Origin of the sequence: Actinoallomurus oryzae, assembly GCF_039541955.1 — a bacterium.
Classification (GTDB): Bacteria; Actinomycetota; Actinomycetes; order Streptosporangiales; family Streptosporangiaceae; genus Actinoallomurus; species Actinoallomurus oryzae.
This window is the reverse complement of sequence record NZ_BAABHF010000009.1, coordinates 253,796-279,884: the sequence shown is the minus strand read 5'-3', so window position 1 is coordinate 279,884 and position 26,089 is coordinate 253,796. Positions and strand designations below refer to the sequence as shown.

Here is a 26,089-nt window from a genome sequence, read left to right as displayed (position 1 = left end):
ATCGGAGGCCGGGGCGACGGAGAAGGCCAGGCCATACTTCGATCGTACGGCGGGACCGGCCGGAAGTGACTCACACCCATTCTGACGGACGTAATGGACCTGAGGTTTCCACGGTCCGCGTGTGACGCGTCGCGCCCCGGAAACTCCCGTGGGGCCGAAGGAGCGCATGAGATGGGCTCCGGTTTGCCAATGGGCACGGATAAGCAATCATGGTGACTCGTGGCACGCCTTCCCGGATCCGGTCTGGCAAAGGGCCTCGCGGTCACGCTGCGTACGATGACGCGTCGTTCCGTCACGCGGCAGTACCCCGAGGTTCAGCCTGACCTGCCGCCACGCAGCCGCGGCGTCATCGCCCTCCTCGAGGAGAACTGCACCGTCTGCATGCTGTGCGCCCGGGAGTGCCCCGACTGGTGCATCTACATCGACTCCCACAAGGAGACGCTGCCCGCGCCCGAAGGCGGCCGGCCGCGGGCACGCAACGTCCTCGACCGGTTCGCCATCGACTTCGCGCTCTGCATGTACTGCGGCATCTGCATCGAGGCCTGCCCCTTCGACGCGCTGTTCTGGTCGCCGGAGTTCGAGTACGCCGAGTACGACATCACCGAGCTGACCCACGAACGCGAGCGGCTGCGCGAATGGATGTGGACGGTGCCTCCGCCGCCCGCCCACGACAAGGGCGCCGAACCACCCCGCGAGCTGCCCAAGGGGCCCAGGAGTCCCGCGGGCCCGGGCGGGGGCAGGGCCCGGTGACCGCCGCCGACATCGTCATCCTGGCGCTCGGCGTGGTCGCGATCGGCTCCGGCGTCATGGTCGTGAGCACCCGCCAGCTCGTGCACGCCGCGCTCTGGCTCGTCGTCTCCTTCGGCGCGCTGGCGGCCTCGTACGTCGTCCTCGCCGCGGAGTTCGTCGCCTGGGTGCAGGTACTGATCTACGTCGGCGCGGTCGTGGTGCTGCTGCTGTTCGGCATCATGCTGACCCGGGCGCCGATCGGCCGTTCGGAGGACCTCGACTCCGGCAACCGCGTCGTCGCGATCATCACCGCCGGCGCGACCGCCGTCGTCCTCGTCACCACCCTCGTACGGGGCTTCCGCGACGCCTACTTCCCGCTCAAGGCGAGGGTCGGCAGCGGCAGCTCCGGCGCCATCGGCGCCGCCCTCTTCCGCACCTGGGTGCTGCCCTTCGAGGCCCTGTCGGTGCTCCTACTCGCCGCGCTCATCGGTGCGATCGTGCTCTCCCGCTCCGACATCGGCCCCCAGCAGGCCGAACCCGAGCCCGAGCCGCCCCAGCGCCCCCGCCCCCGCACCCCCGGCCCGCTCGCACGCAGGAAGCCGCGGGGAGCCGACGACGAGGACACGATCGTGCTCGCCCGGATCGACGAGGAGGCCTGAGATGCACCTCGTCTATCCGGTGGTCATCGCGGCGGTGCTGTTCTCGGTGGGCGTGTACGGCGTGCTCGCCCGCCGCAACGCGATCCTCGTGCTCATGTCCGTCGAGCTCATGCTCAACGCGGTCAACCTCAACCTCGTCGTGTTCGACATGCGCTGGGCCGACCGGCTGCACGGCGGGCAGGTGCTCACGCTGTTCGTCATCGTGCTGGCCGCCGCCGAGGTCGGTCTCGGCCTCGCGCTCGTCCTGCTGATCTACCGCAACCGCCAGACGGTCGACGTCGACCGCCTGCGCACGCTCCACGAGGACAGAGAAGAAGGAGCACGCCAGTGATCGTCCTGGCGGCCGTCGCGGTTCTGCTGCCGTTCGCCGCCGCGTTCATCGGCATGATCTTCGGGCCGACCATCTCCCATCTGCTGACCCCGTTCGCCCGCCGCGTCCGCCGCGGCGTGTCGCCGGGTACGGAGCCGGGACGGGCGCGGATCCTCGCCCGGCGGCTGCCCGCCAACGGCCCGGCCCTGGTCGCGGTGCTGCCGGTCGCGGCCTCCACGGTCCTGACCGCGGTGGTCGCCGCCGTCCAGTGGCAGCACCCGCGGACCCGTACGGGCACGCTCGCCACCGTACGGACCGGCGGCATCCCGTTCGGCGTCTCCCTCGACGTCGACGGCACGGCGGCGGTCGTCGCCCTGCTGGTCTGCTGCGTCGCGCTGGCCGTGCAGATCTACTCGGTCGCCTACATGCGCGACGACCCGCGCTACTCCTCCTACGCCGCGTTCATCAGCCTGTTCACCGCCGCGATGCTCCTCGTCGTGCTGTCGGGCGACCTGCTGGCGCTGTACGTCGGCTGGGAGGTCATGGGCATCTGCTCCTACTTCCTGATCGGCCACTACTGGCACGACCGGGCGACCTCCCGGGCGGCGGTCAAGGCCTTCCTGGTGACCCGCCTCGGCGACGTCGGCTTCCTGTTCGGCATCTTCGTCCTCGGCCTGGCGGCGCACTCCTTCGAGATCCGTACGGTGCTGAGCCGTGTGCCCTCGATGTCGCACACCGCGCTCGTCGCGGGGACACTCCTGCTGCTCTGCGGCCTGGCGGGCAAGAGCGCCCAGTTCCCGCTGCACACCTGGCTGCCGGACGCCATGGCCGGTCCCACGCCGGTCAGCGCGCTGATCCACGCCGCCACGATGGTCGCCGCCGGGATCTACGTCGTCGCCCGCCTCTACCCGGCGTTCCTGTTCGCCCCGGCGTCGCTGGCCGTCCTCGGGGTCATCGCCGCGATCTCGATGCTCGGCGCCGCGCTGGCCGCCCTCGCCCAGGACGACCTGAAACGCGTCCTGGCCTACTCCACGATCAGCCAGCTCGCGTACATGGGCGGCGGCCTGGCCGTCGGCACCCGCGACGGCGCACTGTTCCACCTGCTGGCGCACGGAGCGTTCAAGGCGCTGCTGTTCCTGGGTGCCGGCTGCATCATCGTCGCGGTCGGCTCGAACATGCTGAGCGCCATGGGCGGCCTGCGGCACGCCATGCCCGTGACGTTCTGGTCGATGACGGTCGGCTTCGCCGCGCTGGCCGGCGTCCCGCCCGCCAGCGGCTTCTTCAGCAAGGACACCATCCTGTCCCAGGCCTGGCACGCGGCGCGGCAGCCCGGACCAAAGAGCGACTTCGGGTGGTTCGCCTACGCCCCGCTGAGAGCGGGCGACCATGCCGGTCCGGCCGTTCCGTCCTGGACCGGCTGGCTGGTCCTGGTCGCCGGGCTGCTCACCGTCGCCGTCACCGCCGCGTACGCCACCCGCACCTGGCTGGTCGCGTTCTTCGGCGAACGCCGGTCCCCCGGAGGCGCGCGTGAGGCGAGCGGGCTGATGCGCTGGCCCGTGGCGGTGCTCGCCGTCCCGGCGCTGATCCTCGGGTTCTTCGGGCTCGGCAGCGACAGGCTACGGCCCGAGCTGGGCATGTCGCTCGTGTCGCTGCTGTTCGTGGCCGCGGGCGCCGGCGCGGTCTTCCTGGTCTGGAACCGCGACCCGGCGCTCGACCCGGTGCGCCTGCTGGGCCCGGCCCGCCCGCTGCTGCGCGACGGGTTCCGCCTCGACGCCGTCTACGGCGTCCTGGTCGTACGGCCGGTCCTGGCACTCGCGGAGATGGTCGTGCACACCGACGAGCGGGCGGTGGACGCCGCCGTCGTGGGCACGGGCCGGGGCGCGCGGCGGCTCGGCGGCCTGCTGCGCCGGACCGAGAACGGCAACCCGCAGGCGTACGTTTCGGGGGTCATGGCGGGCGTGGTGCTCATCGTTCTCGCGGTGGTGGTGCTCACATGATCCTCACGGCGATGCTGGTCGTGCCGTTCGCAGGCGCCCTCCTGACGCTGTTCGCGCCCGGCGGGAGCCAGCCCCGGCTCACCCGGCTGGCCCGGCTGCACGGCCTGTTCTTCTCGGCGGTGACGCTGGTGCTGGCCGTCGTCGCGGCGGCGGTGTTCGACTACGGACGGCGCGGCCCGCAGCTCGGCTTCGACCACACGTGGGCGGCCTCCATCGGCCTGCGCTTCCACCTCGGCGTCGACGGCATCTCGCTGCCGCTCGTCGTGCTCACCGCGGCGCTGACCTTCCTGTGCATGGTCTACACCGCGCGGGTGCTGCCCGCGGCCGACGAGGGCACCGGCCCGGCGCGTGCGCTGATCGGGCTGATCCTGCTGCTCGAGGTCGGCATGCTCGGCACGTTCGTCTCCCTCGACCTCGTGCTGTTCTTCGTCTTCTTCGAGGTCGTCCTGATCCCGATGTACTTCGTCATCGCGCACTGGGGCGGATCGCCCGGGGCGCGCGAGCGGGCGCGGGCGGCGGCGAACAAGTTCATCCTCTACACCCTGCTCGGCTCCGGCTTCCTGCTCGTCGGCATCCTGCTGATCGCGGTGAACGCCCACACGCTCGACATGACGACGCTCGCCGCGCGCCACGGCGCGGGCCTGTCGCACAACGTGCAGCTCGCCGCGTTCGGCCTGGTCGCCATCGGGTTCGCGGTCAAGACGCCGATGTGGCCGCTGCACACCTGGCTGCCGGACGCGCACACCGAGGCGCCGACCGTCGGCTCGGTCCTGCTCGCCGGCGTCCTGCTGAAGATGGGCACGTACGGCTTCGTCCGCATCGCGGTGCCGGAGGTCCCCGAGGGCGCGCGGGTGCTGGCCCCGTGGCTCGGCCTCCTCGCGGTCATCGGGATCATCTACGGCGCGCTCGCGTGCCTGGCCCAGCGCGAGCTCAAGCGCATGATCGCCTACTCCTCGATCGGCCACATGGGCTTCGTGCTGCTCGGCATCGCGACGCTCACGCCGGTCGGCGTCAACGCCGCGCTGTTCGGCAACATCGCGCACGGGCTCATCACCGGCCTGCTGTTCTTCGTCGCGGGCGCGGTCAAGGAGCGGTACCGCACCGGCGACCTCGACACCCTCGGCGGCGGCATGCTCGCCAAGGCGCCCTACCTCGCCTCGATCCTCACGTTCGCGGCGGTGGCGAGCCTCGGGCTGCCGGGCCTGGCCGGGTTCTGGGGCGAGATGCTCGCGCTGCTCGGCGCGTACCAGCCGCACGCCGGGCTGCCGCGCGCGACGTACGTGACGTTCATGGCCCTGGGCGGTCTCGGCGCGGTCCTCACCGCCGCGTACTTCCTGCGCCTGCTCGCGCGGATCACCCACGGGCCGGTCGCCGAGCGCTGGGTCCGCACGCGGTTCGCCGACGTCCGCGCGCACGAGCTGCTCGCCTGGACCCCGCTCATCACGGCCACAGTGTTCATCGGCCTGTGGCCCAAGACGCTCCTCGACCTCACCGACGGCGCCGTACGCGTGCTCCTGGGCGGCCAATGATGATCCAGTCCATCGACTACCTCGCGATCCTGCCGACGCTGATCGTCGCGGTCGGCTCCGTCGTGGTGCTCATGGCCGACGCGTTCGGCACGCCCCGGCGCGTCACCGGCCTGCTGACGGTCCTCGCCCTCGCCGCCGCGGCCGTCGCGCTCGTGCCCGGCCACGGCCGTACGACGTTCTGCACCGGCCGGTCCTGCTCCTACGTCGCCGACGACTTCGCCACGCTCTTCCAGGTGATCGTGCTGCTGACGGCGCTCGTGGTCGTCCTGCTGTCGCACGGCGAGATCGGCCGCTCGGCGCTCCCGGCCGGGGAGTACCACTTCCTGCTGCTCGCGGCCGTCACCGGAGCGCTGCTGCTGGCCTCGGGCCGTGACCTGATCACGCTCGTCGTCGCGCTGGAGACGCTGTCGCTGCCGGTGTTCGCGCTGGTGGCCCTGCGCCGCTACGACGGGGTGGCGAGCGAGGCGGCGCTCAAGCTCTTCCTCGTGTCGGTCGTGTCGTCGGCGGTGACGCTGTTCGGCATCAGCCTGGTGTACGGCGTGACCGGCGCGATGCACCTCGACCGGGTCGCCGCCGGGCTGGCCCACGTGCCGGCGGACCTCAAGCCGGTCGCGGCGGTCGGCGTCGTCGCGGTGATCGCCGGGTTCGGCTTCAAGGTCGCGGCGGTCCCCTTCCACTTCTGGGCCCCGGACGTCTACCAGGGCGCGCCGCTGCCGGTCGCGGCGTTCCTGTCGGTCGTGTCGAAGGCGGGCGGGTTCGCCGGCCTGACGCTGGTCCTCACCGCCGGGTTCTGGCCGCTCGGCGGCACCTGGGGGCCGCTGCTCGGCGTGCTGTCGGCGGCCACGATGACGCTCGGCAACCTGCTCGCCCTGCGCCAGCGCGACGCCGTGCGCCTGCTCGCCTGGTCGTCGGTGGCCCAGTCGGGCTTCATGCTGGCGCCGCTGGCCGGCGGCACCCGCGTCCGGCCGCACGAGTCGATGACGGCGACGGCCGCGTACGTCGCCATGTACGCGATCATGAACATCGGCGCCTTCGCGGTGGTCACCGTCGTCGCCCGGCGCGGCCGGCGTGACCTCGGCGACTACCGCGGCCTGGCCCGCGCCAACCCGGGCGTCGCGATCGCCCTGGCGTTCTTCCTCGTCTGCCTGGCCGGCCTGCCGCCGGGCGTGATGGGCCTGTTCGCCAAGGTGGTCGTCTTCCGGGCGGCGATCGGCGGCGCCGCGACCTGGCTCGCGGTGATCATGGCCGTGAACACCGTGCTCGGGCTGTACTACTACCTGGGCTGGGCGGCGCGTCTCTTCGCCCCCGCCGAGCGGCCCGAGACGGTGCGCGTCGGCCGCACGGGCGGCATCGCCATCGCGGTCTCCCTGGCCGGCGCGCTCGTCGTGTCCGCGGCCCCTGAGCTGGTGCTCCACGCGGCGGCGCTGGCCGTCCCGTAACGGGGAACATTTCTCCTGGTCAGACCGTTTTACAAACGGGAGCCTGGGGAGGTTTTCAAGGTGCGGTTCAACGGCGTCCGTACGGCGGTCCTGCTCGGCGCGCTGTCGGCACTGATCGTGGTCGTCGGAGGCGCGCTCGGCGGACGCAACGGCCTTGCCATCGCGGTCGTGATCGCGCTGCTCACCAATGGTGTCGCCTATTTCGCGAGCGCCCGCATCGCGCTCTCGGCCATGCGCGCCCGGCAGGTCAGCGAGGTCGAACAGCCCGCGATGTACCGCATCGTCCGCGAGCTGTCCACGGCCGCCCGCGCGCCGATGCCCCGGCTCTACGTCTCACCGACCGTGGCGCCCAACGCCTTCGCGACGGGCCGCAATCCGCGCAACGCGGCGGTCTGCTGCACCCTGGGCATCCTGGAGATCCTCGACGAGCGTGAGCTGCGGGCCGTGCTCGCCCACGAGCTGTCGCACGTCTACAACCGCGACATCCTGATCTCCTCGGTCGCCGGCGCACTCGCCGCGGTCGTCACCTGGATCGCCAACCTCGCCTGGTTCCTGCCGCTCGGCGGCTCCGATGACGACGACGGCGGCGGCATCCTCGGCGCGCTGCTGCTGATGTTCCTCGGCCCGATCGCCGCGACCATCGTGCAGCTGGCCATCAGCCGCACCCGCGAGTACCAGGCCGACTCCTCCGGCGCCCGGCTCTGCGGCGACCCGCTGGCCCTCGCCTCGGCCCTGCGAAAGATCGAGCACGGCACGCGCCGACTCCCGCTGCCCGAGGACGGCCGCCTGGCCTCGGTCAGCCACCTGATGATCGCCAACCCGTTCCGCGGCGAGGGCATCGTCCGCCTGTTCTCCACCCACCCGCCGACGGCCGAGCGCATCGCCCGCCTGGAACAGATGGCCGGCTACCGCCGCTAGTTCCGATCGCGGCGATCAACGAGTGGGGATGACAGGGCCGGTGTGATCGCCAGGCCGCGCCAGCAGCTCGACCAGGTCGTGCGGACGTACGGCGACCGGGTGAGCCCCGACACGGACCCCGGCGCGTGCGCCCCATCCGGCGTGCACACCCTGTGCCCCCGCCGCGTCGGCGCAGCCGAGGTCGACTTCGGCGTCGCCCACGTATGCGGTCGCCTCGGCCGGAACTCCGAGCCGCCGCTCCGCCATCAACAGCCCGTCCGGCGCCGGCTTGGGCCGCTCCACCTCATCGCCGGCGACGACCACCTCGAACCGCATGTCGATTCCGGCGGCGGCGAGCATGCTCGTGGCCACTCGCCGTGTGGCCGCCGTGAATACGCCGAGCCGCAGGCCCGCGTCGGTGAGGTCGTCGAGCAGGGCCGGGATGCCGGGGAACGGGCGCAGCTCGGCGACGGCCGGGTCCAGGTGCGCGTGAAAGCGTTCGACCTCGGCGGGGCCGCACGCGCGGCCGAGAAAGTGTGCCAGAACCAGCTCCGTGTGGCCGACATGCCAGCCGGCGACCACCTCATCCGGCGTGACCGGCGGGCCGCCGAGCGATTGGATCGCGTCGGCGTATGCCCGGGACACCGTGGGGACACTGTCCAAGAGCGTCCCGTCCATATCGAAGACGACCGCGCGCATGGCTCAAGATCTTGACCGCCTGGTCCCGCTCGGCGCCAGGGCCACTTCGCGAAACTGGCTACGTCCGACTGGGTCGCCTCGCGGGTGGGACCATCCCACCGAACCGTCTCGGTGTTGTCTTGTGAGCGTCTCGAAAGCGGTCAGGAACCGACCTGATCGGTTTCTAGCGTGGCCACATGAGCATCACGCCCTTCCGCATCGACATCCCCCAAGCCGACCTGGACGACCTGAACGACCGGCTGGCGCGCACCCGCCTGCCCCGGTCGATGCCGCCCGGAGACGGATGGAGCCGCGGCGTTCCGGCCGACGTCCTCGCGGAGCTGGCCGACCACTGGCGTACCAGGTACGACTGGCGGAGACACGAGGCCGAGCTGAACCGGTTCCCGCAGTACACCACCGAGATCGACGGCCAGGACATCCACTTCCTCCACGTCCGTTCACCGGAGCCGGACGCCCTTCCACTGCTCCTCACCCACGGCTGGCCGAACTCGATCGTGGAGTTCGCCCGGCTCATCGGCCCGCTCACCGACCCGCGTGCCCACGGCCGTGACCAGGCGTTCCATGTGGTGGCGCCGTCGGTGCCGGGGTTCGGGTTCTCCGCTCCGCCGCGCGAGACGGGCTGGGATCCGTCGCGCGTGGCGCGGACCTGGGTGGAGCTGATGCGCCGCCTCGGCTATGACAGGTACGGCGCCGAGGGCGGCGACCTGGGCGCGTACGTCGCCCCGGAGGTCGCCAGGGCCGCTCCGGAGCACGTGGTCGGCGTCTACGTCATCAGCGGGCTCGGCTTCCCGGCCGAGGCCGACGTACCCGAGATGAACGACGAGGAGCGGGCCGCGTACGCGCGGATGATGGAGCAGGACTGGGTCAACGGCGTGGACCATCACGCGCTTCTGCGCGCCGCGCCGCAGACCTTCGCCTACGGGTGGCACGACTCACCGGTCGGGGCCCTGGCCTGGATGCTGCAGAAGTTCCATGAGTTCAACGCCGGCGCCGGGCCGCTCGAGGAGGCCATCGACCGCGACCTGTTCCTGACCAACCTGACCCTCTACTGGCTCACCGGGACGTTCGGAACCTCCGCGTGGCCCTACTACGACAGCGCCTCCTCGGCGTGGCCGGAGGGCCAGAAGCCGGTACCCACCGGGGTGTACAGCGGGCCTCCCGGGATCCGCCGGCTCGCCGAACGCGGCAACACCATCGTCCACTGGCCGGAGGACAACCCCGGCGGCCACCACTTCATCGCCATGGACCGCCCGGACGACCTCGCCGCCGACATCGGGAGGTTCTTCGCCAAGCTAGATTATCTACGTTGCCGGCGATCAGCGCGGCCAGCGCCAGCACCGCGGCGACCGCGGTGAGCCCGCGCAGCACGGAGAACCGCTGACCGAGGAACCCGATCAACGGCGGCCCGCCGAGAAAGGCGAAGTAGCCGATCGAGGCGATCACGCTGACGCGTGCGGGCGCCCGGGCCGGGTCGTCGGCCCCGGCGCTCATTCCGACCGGAAAGCCCAGCGAGGTGCCCGCACCCCAGAGGAGCGCTCCGGCGAAGGCGACCGGCGTGGACGGCCCGAAGACGAAGAGCAGCAGCCCGGCGACGGCCAGCGATGAGAGCGCCCGGATCACCACGACCCGCCCGTACCGGTCGAGCAGGCCGGGCCCGACCCACCGGCCGAGGGTCATCGCGGCGAGGAACGCCGCGAACCCCAGCGTGCCGAGGGTGGCGTCCGCGTGGTGGCCGTCGATGAGGGCGACGCTGATCCAGTCGTTCCCGGTGCCCTCGGCGAAGGCGAACGCGAGGACGAACAGCCCGATCAGCAGCGTACGGGGCTCGGCCCAGGCGTTACGGGAGCGGCCGGGCTCTTCGGCGGCGTCGTCGTCCTGGTCGGGCACGAACCGCTGGACCGCGAGCGGCACCACCGCCGCCACGGCGACCGCCACTCCCAGCAGGTGGGCGGTGACGGGCACGTGCAGCGCGACCATCCCGGCGCCGATGACCGCCCCGGCGACCGTACCCAGGCTGAACCCGGCGTGGAACCGGGACATGATCGAGCGGTTCAGGAGACGCTCGACGCGTGCGCCCTGGACGTTCATGGCGACGTCCCACGCGCCGTTGCCCAAGCCGATCAGGAACAGCCCGCAGACGACCGGCAGCACGCCGGCCAGGTAGCCGAAGGAGACGATCACCAGCCCGACCGAGAGGAGCAGGGCCATCGCGGCGACCATCCGGCGCGACCCGAGGCGGGCGAGCACCGGCCCGGACAGCGGCAGCGACAGGACCGAACCCGCCGCGAGGGCGAGCAGCACGAGCCCGAGCTCGGACGGCTGCAGGTGCAGCCGGTCCCGGACCTGGGGAATGCGCGCGGCCCAGCTGGCGAACGCGAGACCGGTTCCGATGAAGGCGACGTACGTGGCGCGGGTGGCGGCCCGTACCCGCGCAGGCGAAAGGGCGGTTTCGGACAGGATCAAAGCGCGTCCTCGAAGTGGGGGAAACGCCCTGGCAGGGGCGGAACTCACGGTACGCCCAACACCGTTCTGGCCGAGCCGGGAGGATCACCAGAACGGGTCCGGGTGAGCGCGCGTGCGGTTCCGTACGCGGTCGTAGATCGCGCGCAGCCACGGCTCGCGGACCTCACACGGCCGTCATTCCCACTTCGCCGACGCTGGGTCGACGCCATGAGCCTCGGCATTGGCGAAGATCGCGTCGCGCAGCCAGGCGGCCAGCCCCGGCGCGAGGGCGTCGTAGTGCGCGGCGAACCCGGGATCGGCGACGTACTTCCGCCCCAGGCACACGTGCATCGAGTGCGTGCAGTCGAAGTACGTCGCGATCGACGCGCGGTGCCGCTCCGCGAGGGCGTTCGCCTCGTCCGAGCCGGGCGCGACGCCGGCGCGCCTGGCGGAGGCGAGGTCGGCGTGCAGGGCCTCGGTCGCCGCCGCGACGTGCCGCCAGTCGTCCGCCGTCATCCAGGCCACGCGCTCGGCGTACTGCGTCCACTGCGCGGTGTCGCCCCAGCGGTCCTCGGCGTCCTCGACCCATGCGGGCTGCCAGTCGTCGCCGAAGATCTCACGCTGCTCCTCGGGAGACAGCCGTATGCCGGTGTTCAACGCCTCCATCATGTGATCGACGGCGTCGACCATCTTCTGCAGGCCGGAGATGCGCTCCACGAGCAGTGACCGCTGCCGGCTCAGGTGGTCGCGCGCGTCGGCGTCCGGGTCGTCGAGGACCCGGCCGATCTCGGCGAGGGGGAACCCGAGCTTCCGGTAGACCAGGACCCGGTGGATCCGGGCGACGTCGTCGCCGGAGTACAACCGGTACCCGGCCCAGGAACGCCCGCTCGGACGCACGAGACCGACCGTGTCCCAGTGGTGCAAGGTCTTCACGCTGACCCCGACCAGCGCGGCCGTCCGGCCGACGGTGAGACCGTCGGGACCGCCCGGTTCGGCGTTCTCTCCGGTGAAGATCGGCTCGTGTCCGCGGGCGTCACTGGGCATCCACCCAGTGTCGCCCACCTCGCCGACGGCGGATCTCCAGAGGCGGAGATCACCGGAGGTGGGCACGTCAGGCTTTCGGAGTCTCAGGTTCGGGGATCTTCAGGCCCACCGCCCGCAGAGCCTCCGCCCGCGCGCTCCGTGGATCGAGCGGCTGAGCGGCGGTCATGACGACCCGCGCGTTCTCCGGTGTGGTGACCGTCAACTCGATGGAGTTCCACGGCATCTCCCGCGGCCCGCTGGTGCATCCCGGCGCGAGTTCCTCGCAGCGGGCGGCGACCTCGTCGATCTGGCGGAGAACGCAGGCGAAGCTGATGCTCATCGCCGCGGCCTCGCCGACCCGTTCCCCGGGCACGAGGAGGACGTCCTGGAAGGCCCAGCGCCGCAGGTGGGTCACGCGATCCGGAATGGAGAACAGGTCGATGAACCCGAGCCCGCGGATCCAGAAGTCCTTCGAGGCCGCGAAGTCGTGGGTGGGAACGTTGACGAACATCGGCATGCCGTAGATCTCCCGATAGACCTCGGGCGCGGTCGCGTCGAATGCCGGCACGGGAACGGGACTGGTGTATTCGCTCACGGGACCTCCTTCGTCGGGAGAGAGACCGGGCGCGCGTGTTCATCGATTCGCTCGCTCCGCTCGCTCATGGGCCGATCGTGGAGCCTCCGGTCGCGTCAGGGTCAAGGCCGGGTCGTGAGGCCGCGGCGCGAAGAGCGCCGCGTACGGCCTCGTGCGAATCGCATGACTTGGGCGCCTGCCGGTACCGGTTCCGGCCATCACCGCCACTGGTCGGTAAGGATCTCTTACTATCGTCCGTCATGCGACGATCAACCGGATTGGCCCTGTTGCTCGCAGGAGGGGTGGTCGCCGGCTCCGGCGTCGCCGTTCCGGCCCAGGCCGCCGTCGGCTCAACCTCGACACGTGCGGTCGCTCCCGGCGATCTGAAGACCGACATCGACCAGATCCTGTCCGACAGCCGCCTGAGCGGCGCGACCGCCGGCGTGACCGTACGGAACGCCCGTACCGGCGCGGTCCTGTACTCCCACGACGCCGACACGCGCGTCGTTCCCGCCTCCAACAACAAGATCGAGACGTCCGCCGCGGCGTTCGGGATCCTCGGCACCGGCTACCGGTTCCGTACGAGCGTCTACACGCGCGGCGGCACCCTCTATCTCAAGGGCACCGGCGACCCCACGCTGGGCGCCGCCGCGTACGACCGGCTCGCCGCGGAGGTCGCGGCCGGCGGCGTCAAGACGGTCAAGGGCGACCTGGTCGCCGACGACAGCTGGTTCGAGGGCCCGCGGCTCGGGCCCGACTGGGACCCGACCGACTTCCCCTACTACTACGCCGCCGAGATCTCCGCGCTGACCGTCTCCCCGGACGACGTCTTCGACGTCGGCACGGTCGACGTGGTCGTCACGCCGACCACCCCTGGGCAGCCGCCGAAGGTCTCCCTCAGCCCCGAGACGGGCGTCGTCACGATCCAGAACAAGGCGACCACGGGCGCCGCCGGTTCGGCCTCGACGGTCTCGGTGGACCGTACGGTCGGCACCAACACGATCGTCATCAGCGGCTCCATCCCCGCGGACGCCACGTTCGACGACCTGGCCACCGTCCAGGACCCCGCGCTGTACGCCGCGGACGTCTTCCGGCGGGCGCTGAAGGCCCACGGCGTGACGGTCGAGGGCGACACGACGCACGGCACGACGCCGAAGGGCGCCCGGGTGGTCACGACCCGGCGGTCGATCCCCCTGTCCCGGATCGCGACGCCGTACCTGAAGCTGAGCAACAACATGATCGCCGAGACTCTCGTCAAGGAGATCGGCCGCAAGGTCACCGGGCACGGGAGCTGGACCGCCGGCCTGCCGGTGGTCGCGAAGTACCTCAAGACGCTCGGCGTGGACACCTCGCAGGTCAAGCAGACCGACGGCTCGGGGCTCGGCCACACGAACTACACGACGGCCACGCAGATCAGCAACGTGCTGCGGGCCGCGCAGCGCAAGAGCTGGTTCCCGGTCTTCTACAACGCGATCCCGATCGCCGGCCAGCCCGACCAGCTCGTGGGCGGCACGCTCCGCTCGCGCATGGTCGGCACCCCGGCGGCCGGCAACGTCCACGCCAAGACCGGCACGCTGACCGGCGTCAGCGCGCTGTCGGGGTACGTGAAGGACCCGGACGGCCAGCCGCTGATCTTCTCCATCATCTTCAACGGCTACAAGGGCGGCGCTCCGACCGACCTCCAGGACAAGATCGCCGTCCGGCTGGCCGGCGGCCCGTCCGCGGCGACCTCCGCCGTACGGTCCACCGCGCGCTCGTCGGCGCAGAACCTCGAGTGCTCCTGGACGCACTCCTGCTGACGCGGTATCCGAGAACCGCCCCGTCTCGTGCGGGGCGGTTTCTCATGATGTGAGCGTGTCGTATTCACCGCGTGAGGACCTCTGGACCGTCGGCGGTGATCGCGACGGTGTGCTCGAAGTGGGCGGCGCGGCTGCCGTCGGCGGTGGCCACCGACCAGCCGTCGGCGAGCGTACGGCCCTCGTCGCCGCCGCTCTCGATGAGCATCGGCTCGATCGCGATGACCAGGCCCTCGCGGAGCTTCATGCCGCGCCCGGGCCGGCCGGTGTTGGGGACGTCCGGGGCCTCGTGCATGGCGGTGCCGATGCCGTGGCCGCCGCAGCCTTCGAGCAGGCCGTACGGCCGGGCGGTGCTCTCCACCGCGTACGAGACGTCGCCGAGCCGCCCGCCGGGCACGGCCGCCGCGATCGCCGCCGTCAGGGCCTCGCGGGTGACCTTCATCAGGCGTTCGGCCGCATCGTCCACCTGGCCGACGGGCACGGTCACCGCGGCGTCGCCGTGGTAGCCGCGGACGATCGCGCCACAGTCGATCGACAGGATGTCGCCGTCCTTCAACCTCCGCTTGTCGGGGATACCGTGCACGATAACGTCGTTGACCGACAGGCAGAGCGTCGCCGGGTAGGGGGTGTCGGCCCACCGGGGGCGGTAGCCGAGGAATGAGGGCTCGGCACCGTGCTCCTTGATGCAGGCGGCGCCGATGGCTTCGAGCTCGGCCAGGCTGACGCCCGGCTCGGCCGCCTCGGCCACGCGCCGCAGGGTCGTGCCCACGACGTGCCCCGCCGCGCGCATCTGGTCCAGCTCCGTCTGGTTCTTCAGAGTCACCATGAGGGTAGATTTTAATACCAGCCTTATAATCTTTGTCCATGGTGCGCACCCCACTGACCGAAGACCAACGCGACCGCGGCCGTGCCCTGGGCCAGATCCTGCGCGCGGCCCGCGGCCCGCGCAGCGCGGCCTCCGTCGCCGCCGATGCCGGCATCTCGCTCGACACCCTGCGCAAGATCGAACGCGGCGCGATCGCCGTGCCGGCCTTCTTCACGGTCTCGGCGCTCGCCGCCACGCTCGGCCTCGACCTGACGGAGCTGGCCCGGCGGCTGGAGGTCACCGAGGGCTCCCGCCTGGCCGGCTGATGACCGACTCGCGGGAGGTGCTGACGCGGCCGGCGCCGCCTCCGGACCTGACACTGCGATACGGCCCGCTCCCGGACCACGTCATCGACGTCCGCCTGCCGTCTTCCGGAGCTGGGGCGCCGCTCGTGGTCGTCTTGCACGGGGGCTTCTGGCGGTCCGCGTACGACCGTACGCACACGGGTCCGATGGCCGGCGCCCTGGCCGCGGCCGGGTACGTGGTCGCGATTCCGGAGTACCGCCGTACGGGCCGGGAGGGCGGCTGGCCGGGCACGTTCGAGGACGTCGCCACGGCCCTGGACGCCGTACCGTCGCTGCTGGAGCCGTACGCGACGACGCCGCCGGTGGTGCTGGGCCATTCGGCGGGCGGCCACCTGGCGGTGTGGGCCGCGACCCGGCCGTCGGCGCGAATGCGGGCGGTGGTGTCACTGGCGGGCTGCCTCGACCTGGCGATGTGCGCCGACCTGCGCCTGGATGACGGCGCGACGGACCTGCTGCTGGGCGGCTCGCCCACCGAGGTGCCGGACCGGTACGCCGCCGCCGACCCCGCCCGGCTGCCCCTGCCCACGGCCCCGGTGAAGCTGTTGCACGGCACGTCCGACGACCGCGTCCCGATCGAGGTGAGCCGCTCCTACGCCGCGCGCCTGGGCGTACCGCTGCGGGAACTCCCCGGGGTCGGCCACTTCGCCTTGATCGATCCGCTGTCCCGCGCCTGGCCGGCCGTACTGGAGGCGCTGCCGCGCTGATGCGTTGCCGTGGGGGCGCCGGTAAGGGGCGGACCCCCGAGGCGAAAAGCCCAGGTCAAGCCTTCGTGTGGGCGTTTTCTGGTGATTTGCGTGGGGCAGACTGCGCGGTAGGTGACCATGTGCCGCCAGGGCACTGCGAGTCCCGGTCGTGCTCTTGGATTCTCCTCGCCGGCCCTCGGCTCCATCTCATGAGGAGGTAACCCGTGAGTATCAGGAAGCGCATGACGCTTACCGCGGCAGGGCTGGTCTTCGCGGCCGGCACCACACTCGTAGGAGGTCAGGCCGGCGCGACCACCTCAGCCGGCGCGACATCCGTGTCCCGGGGAGTGACCGGTGGTGAGTCGGCGACCACCGCCGCCGACAGCCTTCGACGTCCGAGATGTCGCCGGTACGTACGGGGCCATTTCGTGAGAAGGCGCGTGCGCGGAAGGCTCCGTCGGATCTGGATAGCGGGCCACTGGCTGCCCAGAGGCTGCAGGCGCCGGTAGCCCCGGCCGGGCGAGGGGGCGTCACGCCCCCTCCCTGCCTGCCCGCCATGGAGGACGGCGTCTGTCCGGACCGGCGAAGCGTTGCGTGATCGCTGATGACGGAGCCGCTTACGCGGCACATCGAGTCGTACTCACGGCAGAACCGACGAGCAGGCCCGTCGCATGCCTTCTTCATGGCTCAACGAGCTTCATGGCTCAACGAGCCCGACCCGATGCACCGCGCAGCCTTTGAGGCCGACGCCGGAGCCCGTTGCGGCTCTCGGGTGCGCTCCGTACAGATGGTGCCGTCCGTGTGGTGCCGTCCGTGCCGGCAGGCGAGTGCGTTAGCGGTAGTTCGTGAACTGCAGGGCGACGTCGAGGTCCTTCTCCTTGAGCAGGGCGATCACCGACTGGAGCTCGTCCTTCTTCTTGGAGCTGACCCGAAGCTCGTCCCCCTGAATCTGCGCCCGGACCCCCTTGGGCCCCTCATCCCGGATGATCTTGCCGATCTTCTTGGCGTCCTCCTGGGAGATCCCCTCCTTGAGGCCGACCGTGAGCTTGTAGAGCTTCCCGGACGCCTTGGGCTCCCCAGCGTCGATGGACTTGAGCGAAATCTTCCGCTTGACAAGCTTGTCCTTGAACACGTCGAGCGCGGCGTTCGCCCGCTCCTCACTGTTGGCCTGGACCTCGATGGTCTCCCCGGCCCACCGGATCCCCGCATCCACGTTCCGGAAGTCGAACCGCGTCGCGATCTCCTTGGCCGCCTGGTTCAGAGCGTTGTCCACCTCCTGCCGATCGATCTTGGACACGATGTCGAAAGAGCTGTCTGCCACTTTGCGTCCTCACAGAGAATGACGATCTCACCGACAGAGTAGTGAGACCGCGCCCCACAGGCCCCTCCGACGCCGCCACCACACCGGCCAGGAATCCGATGTCACCTTAGGGTTCAGAGTCCGCTATCCTTCAGAGCGTCGTTACGGACGACGTGACGGCGGGTTGCCCGAGTGGCCAATGGGAGCGGACTGTAAATCCGTCGGCTTAGCCTACCCAGGTTCGAATCCTGGACCCGCCACAGCAGCGCAAACAGCCCCCCACCTGCGATGACAGCGGTGAGGGGCTGCTTCGTTCCTGTCCGGCTACATCCAGCTCGCGGTGGCTGATTACGGCTGCCTGGGTTGAATACGGGTTGAGACTCCAAGGCGGCAGCGCTGACGGTGATCGGTAGGCGCTGGCGGACTAGTGAGGGGTCTGTCTGGTTTCCGACCTCTCGCCATGCTCTCTGTCGTCTCGGGTGCCCTCTTCTGCCCATGACGACTGGCGGGGCGATCGCCGACTCCGGATAGACGAGTTGCTGGCTGCACACTCGGCCGTAGGGGGAAGCGGTCGTGGTAGAAGATGGCGAACGTCGCAACTGAACTGGGCCTTGGTGCTCCGGCTTGCCGGCGAGTTCCAGGGGTTCGCGCGCCTTGGCCTCCTCCTCTTGGCCAGAGACGCACTTCGCGTAGACGCGGAGCAGAACATCGACGCTGTGGCCCGCCCATGCTGCGACTTGCGCGGGTGGGACTCCGGTACTGAGCAAGGTGGAGACGGCGGCGCGGCGGAGCGCGTACGGCGTCTCGGCGAGGGGCGAGGCAGCCTTCTCAGCGGTCAGAGCTTCGGCTGGGTACAGGGCGTGTCTCGCCGGGCGTGCGGTGCTTGAGGGGTTGTCGGTCTCGTGGCTTCCCGCTGTTGGTCCAGCGCGAGCCGCTGCGAGGTTCGGCGTGGGTGAGTCGCTCTCTCCCCATCCCTCCTCTGGTAGAGAGACGAGGTGTTCCGTTCAGAGGTCCACGGCTTCCTCGGGCCGTAGGGCGGCGTAGTACATGACGGCGAAGAACGCCACGATGCGCGGGCCTGGCTCGCCCTAGTGGCCAACTGCGGTCAGCAGCCGTGCGGCCTGCTCCGGGTTGACGACGACTCGCACGTCGAGCGCCTGAACGATACGGGGCTTGGTCCACCTGATGCGCTTGAGCGGATTGCCGGACAGGATTCGACGCTCACACGCATACTCCATCGCGTTGTTCAAGGTCATGCGCTTGCGGTTCGCCGTGCTCCCAGCGGCTGGCGTACCGTCCTGCTTCTTGCTCAGGCGGTCGAGCGCGGCACGCGCCAAGGTGGCTCCGTTCCGTTCGGGTCAAGCTCCGACATATCGGTGGTGTTGCGCTCCAACCAGCGCACGACCGGGATGAGACTCTCACCTGTAGCCGACGGTGGCTCGTGCTCGATAGTGTGCAACCAGGAGCAATACTCATTTCGAATAACTAACCACAAATTCGCCAATTCAAAGCAAGCGACAAGCCGCTAAAATATTGCGAGGACATGTTGGGTGATATCGACGAGAGCGGCCAGACGCCTGGCAAGAAATCGAAAGAGACCGAGTCGCTCTACGCATACACCTCAAATTATTTCTCTGATGCATATGCTCTCGTTCCCGAGATTGGTGAAGGTCAACGATGGTACGACTCTCCATATCGCATACTTGATAAAGTTGCACGCTCCCGTGCCCGCAGTTTAATCCCAGGTCCGGGGCGTAGAGTTCTTAGCAGGGCAATCAATCGGCTGGAATGTTACAATGAGTTCGACCGATACTTGGCCTGGAGTCGCGACGACACTTTTCATAACGTCAAAGTTCCAAACAGTGAACACGTAAAAATCCCAGCGTTGTGGGCCGTCGAGTTGTTCCCGCCTAGCCAGTTCGATCGCCTGCTCAAAGCGATAAATGAAAACTCGTGGGATCATAAACGCGCCCTATATGGACTTGGCGATGAGAGCCGTGAAATGCTCGAACGTTCACGAGCGGGTAATGGGTGGGCGTGGTGGCGCTTGGGTGATGTAGTCAATAGAGATTCAAAGCGTCATCTGCCCGACAGTCAGCGACAGAAGCTATCGTATTTCTTTGAATCCATTGAGCTAATTGCCATGCGGATAGGACCTGGCCTAACGGCGGTTTTGGCCTACTTTCAGCTCACCAAAATCGCGTCAGATCTGCTCGACGATTCTTGGCACGCTGATCACGGCCCTAGCCTCATTCATCAGCATGGAGTCCTTCGAGTAGAAGATCGCATGTGGTCTAAGTGCAGAAAGACCCAAGAGGCTCGGCTGTCTCTTCATATGGCCGCTCGCGAATGGCTATCGAATACCTGTCCGGGGGCCTTCTCTGAAGCTGGAAAACAGCAGCCTGTTATAGATCTCCTTCTACTCGAAGAACACGATCCCACATTGGGCGAACGCACTGACCGCGAACTCGGAGATGCACTGCGTGCAATAGGATTGACCGAATCTGCTACGGTGCATCGATCTTCCGAATACCTCCCGGGCCTGTTGTTGGAACCAGTAGACGAACGAATGTGCCCTGCGCTAGCAGGACGTCCCACATGGGCCCTGTGGGGACAGCGGACGAAGGTTGCAGTAAGCGCAATTCGAGACATTAGCGTTTACGGGCTAGAACAGGTTAACGCAATATCGTATATGGTTAATCAGATAGCTCGCAATTTTTTTGTTTCACTCGCGATCTCGGAATTGCTGAGGCTTTCAGAGGAGAGATACGCCGCGTTGCGCGATAGCGCGAAGACGCAACACGGACACTTCAAGGGTCGACATCTCGCACGCCTACGCGAAACCTTCCTTACACTCAGCCTCGACCTGACCAGCACCTACCGTGATATACAACACTTTAATACTTCCTCTAACGGCGAATACGACATTACTTTCACGATGACCGAGGCGCCTTGGATCACCAAAGAACGTGAGGCTGCCGGTGACACGGATCGTCGAGAAATTGACCTAGTGAAGAATATGAAGGAGAAGCAGATTGAGTCCGCCGAAAAGCTGGTTTCATCCGATAATGACTATCGAGATATCATGTCGACGGTTGCGTCACTCTGGGCTTCAAGTGATACTTTTAAGATTGGGCGACTAGCTCTATGGGTCTCCCTCACTTCTCTCTTGGTGGCATTGCTTGTCGCGGACTATAGTGGCGATCTGATCGTTGTGCATATTTGGAAGTGGCTAGTGCACATCTCGAGCCATCACCACGTTAAATAAGGACGCAAATTCTATAGAATCGGCATGCTATCGAACCAGCGAGACAATCCCCGCCCTTTGCCTAAATTGCTTAGTGCACCACAATTGGCTTCGGCGTCAGCCCATATTGGTAAGCATAAGGTGGTTACAGACTGTCGAATTCGTGGAGTACTGGGCAGAGGTCGAGACGCCGACCGCTCCGGGTCGGCTGGAGAGGCCGCATGTCCGGCCGGATGATGGCCAGCCGCTGAGGCCGCGCGTAGCGGGACACGTAAGAGGAAGGCAAATTGTCACCGGCCGACGCGGCTAGAGATTCACGTGTTGGATGGCAAGAAGCGCGATGAGCGCGGGGTCTGCTGGGCGTATGCGCTGGTCGGAGGCGTGGAACACGAGACTCGTTGACACGGGGCCGTGGCCGCGAGAAAGTCCCGTCAATGGAGATCCCCGACCTAACACGTTTTGAGCGCAAAGTATGGGATGCGTTCTCCTACGGCCGCGATGTCGAATTCTCCAGTCCCAGCGACGAAAAGACCGGGCAAGGCCACTCGTGGGGTCTCGGGCGCTTCGTGCGGGCCGAGGCCATCCGCAAGCTCCTCGTCAGGGGTCAGCCCCCCGATGGGGCATCACACGGCCATGTGCCATACGCCGTAGAGTAGCTATTCAGCCTGGGTGGGTGATCTGGTTCAGGCGGCTTGTGGTGGGAAGAGTGCGGGTGGGAGCCAGGGGCCGGTGCTGAACAACTGGCGGAGGGCGTCGAGTTTGTCGATGCTTCATTTGGTGGCGGTGGACAGGTAGGAGTGCACCAACGCGAACTCGGCCAGACCCTGCAGTGTCCGCCAGCAACCGCCTGAGCTGCGTATTTGTACTTTGACCGGGCGGATCGATCTCTCGGCTTGGTTGTTGGTGAACTCGACGGTGCCGGGGTTGGTGACGAACCGCAGGATCATGTCCTCGAAGTCGCGGAACCGGCGTGACAGGCGGACCGCGTCGGCGGCGGTGGGTGTCCGCCGATAGTAGTTGCCGGTGAATCCTTCGCCGGCCAGCGCCCGGTAGCGGGCGAGTAGGCCGACCAGAACGTCCTCACCCAGCACGGTCTGGCCGTCGGCGCGGGCGGCCTGGGCCTGCCGGTTGGCCTCGCACAACAGGCCCGCCATGTCGGCGGCCCATTGCTGGTGGGCGGGCTCGAACTCATACAGGTCCTTCAGCTCGCGCAGCAGGTGAGCCCCGCACCAGGCATGGGCGGCGTCGGACAGGTGGGAGTACCCGGCGTACCCGTCGCGGACGATGACACCGGTGTATCCGGGCAGGACACCGTCGGCGTCGATATCAGCCGCGGACCGCCCGCCGGTGTGCATGAGCGTCAGGTAGCGGGTGCAGGCCACGTGCACGTAGGCGAGTTTCCCGGCGGCGCGGGCCGGGGTCTCATCGGCGTGCACCGCCGGCGCCGAGCGCAGCAACTCCCGCACCCTGGCCACGAACCCACCCGCCTCCAACAGCACGGCCGCCTTGCCGCGCACCGACGCCGTCCACCCACTCGAGGCGTTCACGCCGGTCATCTGCATCAACCAACACCGTCGAGCGTTTCACCGGGACATGGTGACCGACCCGCAGATTCGCCGCCAGCGCGTGGGTATCGGGCCCGAACTGTGCGCGCCCGGTGACATGGCCGGCGCCACGCCGACGCTGGTGGTTCCGCACTGCCCGCACCGTTTGGCCTGTTCGGCGATCTCGGTCCGACCCTCTATACCTTGGTCGCTTCCGTGATCCGGCGCTTCGCCTCATCCTCTTGGCCAGCGACGCATTTGGCGTAGACGCGGAGCAGAACGTCGACACTGTGTCCGGCCCAGGCGGCGACCTGGGCAGGTGGGACTCCGGCGCTGAGCCAGGTGGAGACGGCGGCGTGGCGGAGCGCGTACGGTGTCTCGGCGAGAGGCGAGGCAGCCTCTTCGGCGGTGAGGGCCTCGGCCCGAGCCTTATGCCAGATGCCCAGGTACGTGCGATCGGTCATGATCCCGCCGCGCGGGCCGACGAAGAGCCGGGCGCCAGGTCGGATCTTGAACTGCTCGATGTGGTTGCGCAGGATCCGCACGAGTTCGGGATGTATGGGCACAGGGCGTGTCTCCCCAGGCGCGCGGTGCTTAAGGGGTTGCCGGTCTCGTGGCTTCCCGCTGTTGGTCCAGCGCGAGCCGCTGCGGGGCTCGGCGTGCGTGAGTCGCATCTCTCCCCATCCCTCGTCCGGCAGGGAGACGAGGTGTTCCGTTCGGAGGTCTACGGCTTCCTCGGGCCGTAGGGCGGCGTAGTACATGACGGCGAAGAACGCCACCATGCGTGGGCCTCGCTCGCCCTGGTGGCTGACCGCGGTCAGCAGCCGTGTGGCCTGTTCAGGGTTGACGACCACGCGCATGTCGAGTGCCTGGACGGTGCGAGGCTTGGTCCACTTGATGCGCTTGAGGGGGTTGCCGGACAGGATCCGACGTTCGCACGCGTACTCCATAGCGTTGTTGAACGTCATGCGCTTGCGGTTCGCGGTGCTCCCCGCAGCCGGCCGACCGTCCTGCTTCGTGCTCAGGCGATCGAGTACAGCGCGCGCCAGGGCGGGCCCGTTTCCTTCGGGATCAAGCTCGGACATGTCGATGGTGTTGCGCTCCAACCAGCGCACGACCGGGGCGAGGTCCTCGGGCGCCTGATCACCTCTCTGAAGGCGTCCGCTGTAGGCCCAACCGCGTAGGGCGGCGCGAAGTTGCTCCCTGGGCGGGGCGCCGTTCCTACTCATCAACATCACCTCAGTCGCGTCGGTGAGTGCCTCAGCGATGCCGCGTCGGTGATTCGGAGAGGCGTAGGGCCACTTGGCTGCGGCATAGTCGAGCGAGAAGGCGTACCAACTGATCGCGTTCTCTTCGCGTTGCCATGCGGCAGGTCGGCCCGTCTTCTGGCTGAACGCCTCACCGTTCTTCGCGGCCGTGATCAGCGCAGCGCGGAAGCTCTCCGACTGTGCCTTGTTGCGGAAGGGCGCGGACCAGCGTTTGGGACCGACCTTCCACCGCACGGTGTAGGTCGTGACCCTGGTGCCCTTGCGGACGTGCGTCTCGTGTACGCGGACGTCGTAGGTGGTGTCTTGCATCACACGGCGTCCTCTCGTGCGTCGAGCCAGCGGTCGAGTTCGGTTCGGCGGATGCGGAGGCTGCCGTTGGGCAGGGTGATGCAGCGTGGTGCCTTCTGCTTGGCGCGCCAGTCGTAGAAGGTCGAACGGGAGATGCCGAGTTCGGCGCAGACCTCGGCGAGGGTGAGCTTGTCGCGGGTGCGTTCGGCGGTCTTCACGGAGTGGTGTCCTCCAGCGTCGTGATCGGTTGGGATCGCGTGGCCGGCGGCGTGCTTGGTGGCTGTCCGCTGGTCACGGCTGGTTTCTCGCGGTGGGCGACGGAGGTGGGCGAGGGGGCTGAAGCAGGTAAGCGGAAATCAGCAGAATCGTTTGTGCTGCTTTTCGCTTACGCGCTTCAGGGCGTCGGGACGGCGTGGCCGGCTGGTGGCTCGGAGCCTGTGCGGTGGTCATCGGTTGGCCTCCAGCGCGGCGGGATGGACCTCGTACGTGGGTGCGGCTGGGCGTCCGCGTCCGGTCCTGGGTGGGGTGGGTAGGCGGCGTATCCAGCCGTGGGTTTCCAGGACGCGCAACGCGGGATCAAGGTCGGTGATCTTCTTGAAGCGGGCGCGGAGTGGGGGTTGGGCGTCGCGGGCGGCGAAGCGGGTCCGGCCGGTGTTGCGCGCCCAGTCCAGGAGGGCTTTGGCGTCGGCGGTTGCGGGGTCGGCGCCGATGGCGTCGTAGGCGGCCTTGGCGTGGGTGGTGAAGTACTCGCCGATGTCGGCCGCGTCGGCGAAGGTGTCGGCGGTGATGGGCTGGTTCCAGCCGTCGCGGAGGTGTTTGGCGAGGTGGAGGAGTCCGGCGATGCGGACGGTGGCGCCGACGAGTTTGCCGCCCCAGTCGGTCATGTGGGCCAGGTCGCCGTCTGGTCGGAACCGGGGTTCGGTGTCGGCGAGAAGTTGCGTGATCGCGTCGTGTGCGTCGGGTGTGAAGGTGAGTGTCGTCGGCTCGGCGAGGCGGGCGAGGGACAGTACGAGGGCTTTCATGCTGGTCCGGTAGGTCGCTTCCTGGTCGGCGGGCATGGGGTCGGGGCGGTTTTGCGGTGGCCGAGTAGGGAGTCGGGGAGGGCGTAGAGCAGGCGTCCGAGGAGTCCTTGGTCGCGGAACTGGGGTGTGTCGCCGAGTTCGGCTAGGACGCCGGGTTGGGTGCAGATGCCGAGGGTGACGGTGGCGGCGTCGATGTGTTCGGAGTCTCGTCCCATGCGGTCGACGCGCATCTCTTCGCCGGCGTGGCCTTTCTTCAGGACGGCGAAGTTGGGGGCGCCGGAGTAGCGGCCGGCGGCAATGGAGAAGATCTCGCCCTCGGGCGAGAGCACGGCCATCCGGCCGCCCTGTTCGCATAGCAGGGACGTCAGGACTTCCACGGTCGCGTCGTCGGAGTACAGCCTTGGCCGCGCTGGGACCGTGGCGGCGTCGAGGGCGAGTTTGGCTTCGGTGGCCTCGGTGAGCGCGAGCGCCCGTTGGGTGGGGTCGAGTGCGGCGGGGTTCTCGGCGGTTTTCGCCGTCTTGTCGGCGTACGCCTCGGCGACGCGGCGGGCGATGACGGCTTCGGCGATGGCGGGTTCGGCTTCGGTGATCAGGGTCTGTTCAGCGGCCTTGATCGGGGCGCACATCGCCCGGTAGACCTCGGACTTGCGGTTGCCGGGCGGCAGGATCACGACGACGAACAGGTTCGCCGGTTCCCGCCAAGCCGGCGCCTGGATCCACACCTTCCCTCCGGCCGCCACGGCGAGCACGGCCAGGGCCAGGCACCCGGCGAGGTCCGGTGGGGTCTGGGTGACCTCAGCGAGCGAAGCCGCGTACTCCCCGAGCCAATCCGGGAACGTCCACAGCGGGAAGCTCGGCAGGCCGGTCGTGGTCGATGTGAGCGGCGTGGGTTCGGACCAGCCCCTCGCGTCGGCTGAGGCTATGGCGGCGAACTCGGTGGCTACCGCGCCGCGCAGGTTGGTGGCGTCGTTGCCGGTGGCGGAGTAGCCGAGTTCGGTGAGGCGGTCGCCGGCGTCGATGACCTTCCGGGCGTAGGCGAGGTCGCGGACCATGCAGGCGTAGTAACCGGCGTTGGTGGTGGCCGGGACTTGGGCGATGAGGTTGTGCAGGTAGAGCGCGCCGCCGGTGGTGGCCAGGTCGCGTCCGAGTTCGGCGCCGACAGCGAGCGGGTCGAACGGGGCGCCACGGTCGGCCAGAGCGGTGATCGCTTCCCAGATCCGTAGGTGCGCCGGGCGGTAGAACTCGCTGCCGTCGAGGAGTTCGCGGACTTCGGTCAGCGCGGCGGGTGAGAGCATCGCCGCGCCGAGCACGACTTGTTCGGCGCCGACGTTGTGCGGCGACGTGCGGTCAAGGTCGGCCTCGGGCGTCTCGCCGCCGATGATGCGGAGCGGGTTTGGCTTGGCCACGGGTGCGGGTCCCTCTTTCGGGTTCGGCCGGTGCCCCGCCGCGCTGGGGCGGCGGGGCGTGAGCGGT

21 protein-coding genes, 1 tRNA gene and 2 pseudogenes are annotated in these 26,089 nt (G+C 68.8%); 13 read left to right on the top strand and 11 right to left on the bottom strand.

All coding sequences use genetic code 11. The annotated features are described in order from the left end of the window. Window positions 1-276: 276 nt before the first annotated feature. From ABEA10_RS03040 to htpX, 7 genes are read left to right on the top strand one after another with little or no spacing between them, the layout of a single operon-like run. Window positions 277-750, top strand: coding sequence for a 4Fe-4S binding protein (locus ABEA10_RS03040; RefSeq protein ID WP_345457047.1), 474 nt, complete (start codon window positions 277-279; stop codon window positions 748-750). Further along, window positions 747-1,388: an NADH-quinone oxidoreductase subunit J family protein gene (locus ABEA10_RS03035; RefSeq protein ID WP_345457044.1), complete on the top strand. Its 642-nt coding sequence runs from the start codon at window positions 747-749 to the stop codon at window positions 1,386-1,388. The genes ABEA10_RS03040 and ABEA10_RS03035 overlap by 4 nt, the downstream gene beginning before the upstream one ends. A 1-nt stretch (window position 1,389) precedes the next feature. Next, on the top strand, window positions 1,390-1,719 hold the full coding sequence (nuoK, locus tag ABEA10_RS03030) for an NADH-quinone oxidoreductase subunit NuoK (protein WP_285582414.1): 330 nt from the start codon (window positions 1,390-1,392) through the stop codon (window positions 1,717-1,719). Then, a complete protein-coding gene (locus tag ABEA10_RS03025) occupies window positions 1,716-3,695 on the top strand; it encodes an NADH-quinone oxidoreductase subunit 5 family protein (RefSeq protein ID WP_345457038.1) in 1,980 nt (659 codons plus the stop codon). The genes nuoK and ABEA10_RS03025 overlap by 4 nt, the downstream gene beginning before the upstream one ends. After that, a complete protein-coding gene (locus ABEA10_RS03020) occupies window positions 3,692-5,224 on the top strand; it encodes a complex I subunit 4 family protein (protein ID WP_345457035.1) in 1,533 nt (510 codons plus the stop codon). The genes ABEA10_RS03025 and ABEA10_RS03020 overlap by 4 nt, the downstream gene beginning before the upstream one ends. Then, the gene (locus tag ABEA10_RS03015) at window positions 5,224-6,663 is read left to right on the top strand and encodes an NADH-quinone oxidoreductase subunit N (RefSeq protein ID WP_345457032.1); all 1,440 of its coding nucleotides are present in this window, start codon (window positions 5,224-5,226) and stop codon (window positions 6,661-6,663) included. Before ABEA10_RS03020 ends, ABEA10_RS03015 begins: the two co-directional genes overlap by 1 nt. Window positions 6,664-6,723: 60 nt before the next feature. Beyond that, window positions 6,724-7,581, top strand: coding sequence for a zinc metalloprotease HtpX (gene htpX / locus ABEA10_RS03010; RefSeq protein ID WP_345457029.1), 858 nt, complete (start codon window positions 6,724-6,726; stop codon window positions 7,579-7,581). A 15-nt stretch (window positions 7,582-7,596) separates the two neighbouring features. Here the strand turns inward: htpX and ABEA10_RS03005 are convergent, their stop codons facing one another. Continuing rightward, a complete protein-coding gene (locus ABEA10_RS03005) occupies window positions 7,597-8,259 on the bottom strand; it encodes an HAD family hydrolase (RefSeq protein WP_345457026.1) in 663 nt (220 codons plus the stop codon). A gap of 176 nt (window positions 8,260-8,435) precedes the next feature. On the opposite strand from ABEA10_RS03005, the gene ABEA10_RS03000 reads away from it, so the two are divergent. After that, entirely contained in the window at window positions 8,436-9,614 is a 1,179-nt protein-coding gene (locus tag ABEA10_RS03000; RefSeq protein ID WP_345457023.1) for an epoxide hydrolase family protein, read from the top strand. A gap of 91 nt (window positions 9,615-9,705) precedes the next feature. On the opposite strand, the pseudogene ABEA10_RS02995 reads toward ABEA10_RS03000, so the two are convergent. The 3 genes and pseudogenes from ABEA10_RS02995 to ABEA10_RS02985 form a co-directional block, all read right to left on the bottom strand. Further along, window positions 9,706-10,770: pseudogene (locus tag ABEA10_RS02995) on the bottom strand (MFS transporter); the annotation flags it as partial. 126 nt (window positions 10,771-10,896) lie between these two features. Continuing rightward, window positions 10,897-11,745, bottom strand: a complete 849-nt coding sequence (locus tag ABEA10_RS02990) for a MerR family transcriptional regulator (protein ID WP_345457020.1) — start codon at window positions 11,743-11,745, stop codon at window positions 10,897-10,899. A 67-nt stretch (window positions 11,746-11,812) separates the two neighbouring features. After that, a complete protein-coding gene (locus ABEA10_RS02985; protein WP_345457017.1) occupies window positions 11,813-12,319 on the bottom strand; it encodes a VOC family protein in 507 nt (168 codons plus the stop codon). Between the two features lie 239 nt (window positions 12,320-12,558). On the opposite strand from ABEA10_RS02985, the gene dacB reads away from it, so the two are divergent. Further along, complete coding sequence (dacB, locus tag ABEA10_RS02980; protein ID WP_345457015.1) at window positions 12,559-14,097, top strand: D-alanyl-D-alanine carboxypeptidase/D-alanyl-D-alanine endopeptidase; 1,539 nt, start codon at window positions 12,559-12,561, stop codon at window positions 14,095-14,097. Between the two features lie 64 nt (window positions 14,098-14,161). Here the strand turns inward: dacB and map are convergent, their stop codons facing one another. Beyond that, window positions 14,162-14,920: a type I methionyl aminopeptidase gene (gene map / locus ABEA10_RS02975; RefSeq protein WP_345457013.1), complete on the bottom strand. Its 759-nt coding sequence runs from the start codon at window positions 14,918-14,920 to the stop codon at window positions 14,162-14,164. 38 nt (window positions 14,921-14,958) lie between these two features. Here map and ABEA10_RS02970 point away from each other — a divergent pair, with 38 nt between their 5' ends. Together ABEA10_RS02970 and ABEA10_RS02965 are read left to right on the top strand one after the other, a co-directional pair. Then, window positions 14,959-15,225, top strand: a complete 267-nt coding sequence (locus ABEA10_RS02970; RefSeq protein ID WP_345457010.1) for a helix-turn-helix domain-containing protein — start codon at window positions 14,959-14,961, stop codon at window positions 15,223-15,225. Then, window positions 15,225-15,968 carry an alpha/beta hydrolase family protein gene (locus ABEA10_RS02965; RefSeq protein ID WP_345457007.1) on the top strand — a complete coding sequence of 248 codons (744 nt, stop codon included), beginning with the start codon at window positions 15,225-15,227 and terminating at the stop codon, window positions 15,966-15,968. The genes ABEA10_RS02970 and ABEA10_RS02965 overlap by 1 nt, the downstream gene beginning before the upstream one ends. Before the next feature lie 811 nt (window positions 15,969-16,779). Here ABEA10_RS02965 and ABEA10_RS02960 read toward each other — a convergent pair. Beyond that, window positions 16,780-17,268, bottom strand: a complete 489-nt coding sequence (locus ABEA10_RS02960) for a YajQ family cyclic di-GMP-binding protein (RefSeq protein WP_329250377.1) — start codon at window positions 17,266-17,268, stop codon at window positions 16,780-16,782. A gap of 157 nt (window positions 17,269-17,425) precedes the next feature. Between ABEA10_RS02960 and ABEA10_RS02955 the strand changes: the two genes are divergently transcribed. Continuing rightward, window positions 17,426-17,507 (top strand) — tRNA-Tyr (locus tag ABEA10_RS02955). A gap of 828 nt (window positions 17,508-18,335) precedes the next feature. Here the strand turns inward: ABEA10_RS02955 and ABEA10_RS02950 are convergent. After that, window positions 18,336-18,584, bottom strand: a complete 249-nt coding sequence (locus ABEA10_RS02950; protein ID WP_345456999.1) for a hypothetical protein — start codon at window positions 18,582-18,584, stop codon at window positions 18,336-18,338. Between the two features lie 206 nt (window positions 18,585-18,790). Here ABEA10_RS02950 and ABEA10_RS02945 point away from each other — a divergent pair, with 206 nt between their 5' ends. Beyond that, on the top strand, window positions 18,791-20,515 hold the full coding sequence (locus ABEA10_RS02945; protein ID WP_345456996.1) for a hypothetical protein: 1,725 nt from the start codon (window positions 18,791-18,793) through the stop codon (window positions 20,513-20,515). 749 nt (window positions 20,516-21,264) lie between these two features. Here ABEA10_RS02945 and ABEA10_RS02940 read toward each other — a convergent pair. From ABEA10_RS02940 to ABEA10_RS02925, 4 genes and pseudogenes are all read right to left on the bottom strand, one after another. Next, entirely contained in the window at window positions 21,265-22,056 is a 792-nt protein-coding gene (locus ABEA10_RS02940) for an IS66 family transposase (protein WP_345456993.1), read from the bottom strand. 179 nt (window positions 22,057-22,235) lie between these two features. Next, window positions 22,236-23,615: a tyrosine-type recombinase/integrase gene (locus tag ABEA10_RS02935; RefSeq protein ID WP_345456990.1), complete on the bottom strand. Its 1,380-nt coding sequence runs from the start codon at window positions 23,613-23,615 to the stop codon at window positions 22,236-22,238. Beyond that, window positions 23,615-23,812: a helix-turn-helix transcriptional regulator gene (locus ABEA10_RS02930; RefSeq protein WP_345456987.1), complete on the bottom strand. Its 198-nt coding sequence runs from the start codon at window positions 23,810-23,812 to the stop codon at window positions 23,615-23,617. Before ABEA10_RS02930 ends, ABEA10_RS02935 begins: the two co-directional genes overlap by 1 nt. Before the next feature lie 228 nt (window positions 23,813-24,040). After that, window positions 24,041-26,022 (bottom strand): annotated as a pseudogene (locus tag ABEA10_RS02925) (YfjI family protein). Window positions 26,023-26,089 lie beyond the last annotated feature (67 nt).

Bases quoted from the DNA above. Each gene is read 5' to 3' on its own strand.
- ABEA10_RS03040 (WP_345457047.1), top strand. From the start codon at position 277: ATGACGCGTCGTTCCGTCACGCGGCAGTACCCCGAGGTTCAGCCTGAC.
- nuoK (WP_285582414.1), top strand. From the start codon at position 1,390: ATGCACCTCGTCTATCCGGTGGTCATCGCGGCGGTGCTGTTCTCGGTG.
- ABEA10_RS03020 (WP_345457035.1), top strand. From the start codon at position 3,692: ATGATCCTCACGGCGATGCTGGTCGTGCCGTTCGCAGGCGCCCTCCTG.
- ABEA10_RS03015 (WP_345457032.1), top strand. From the start codon at position 5,224: ATGATCCAGTCCATCGACTACCTCGCGATCCTGCCGACGCTGATCGTC.
- ABEA10_RS03005 (WP_345457026.1), bottom strand. From the start codon at position 8,259: ATGCGCGCGGTCGTCTTCGATATGGACGGGACGCTCTTGGACAGTGTC.
- ABEA10_RS03000 (WP_345457023.1), top strand. From the start codon at position 8,436: ATGAGCATCACGCCCTTCCGCATCGACATCCCCCAAGCCGACCTGGAC.
- ABEA10_RS02990 (WP_345457020.1), bottom strand. From the start codon at position 11,745: ATGCCCAGTGACGCCCGCGGACACGAGCCGATCTTCACCGGAGAGAAC.
- dacB (WP_345457015.1), top strand. From the start codon at position 12,559: ATGCGACGATCAACCGGATTGGCCCTGTTGCTCGCAGGAGGGGTGGTC.
- map (WP_345457013.1), bottom strand. From the start codon at position 14,920: ATGGTGACTCTGAAGAACCAGACGGAGCTGGACCAGATGCGCGCGGCG.
- ABEA10_RS02970 (WP_345457010.1), top strand. From the start codon at position 14,959: ATGGTGCGCACCCCACTGACCGAAGACCAACGCGACCGCGGCCGTGCC.
- ABEA10_RS02965 (WP_345457007.1), top strand. From the start codon at position 15,225: ATGACCGACTCGCGGGAGGTGCTGACGCGGCCGGCGCCGCCTCCGGAC.
- ABEA10_RS02945 (WP_345456996.1), top strand. From the start codon at position 18,791: ATGTTGGGTGATATCGACGAGAGCGGCCAGACGCCTGGCAAGAAATCG.
- ABEA10_RS02940 (WP_345456993.1), bottom strand. From the start codon at position 22,056: ATGCAGATGACCGGCGTGAACGCCTCGAGTGGGTGGACGGCGTCGGTG.
- ABEA10_RS02935 (WP_345456990.1), bottom strand. From the start codon at position 23,615: ATGCAAGACACCACCTACGACGTCCGCGTACACGAGACGCACGTCCGC.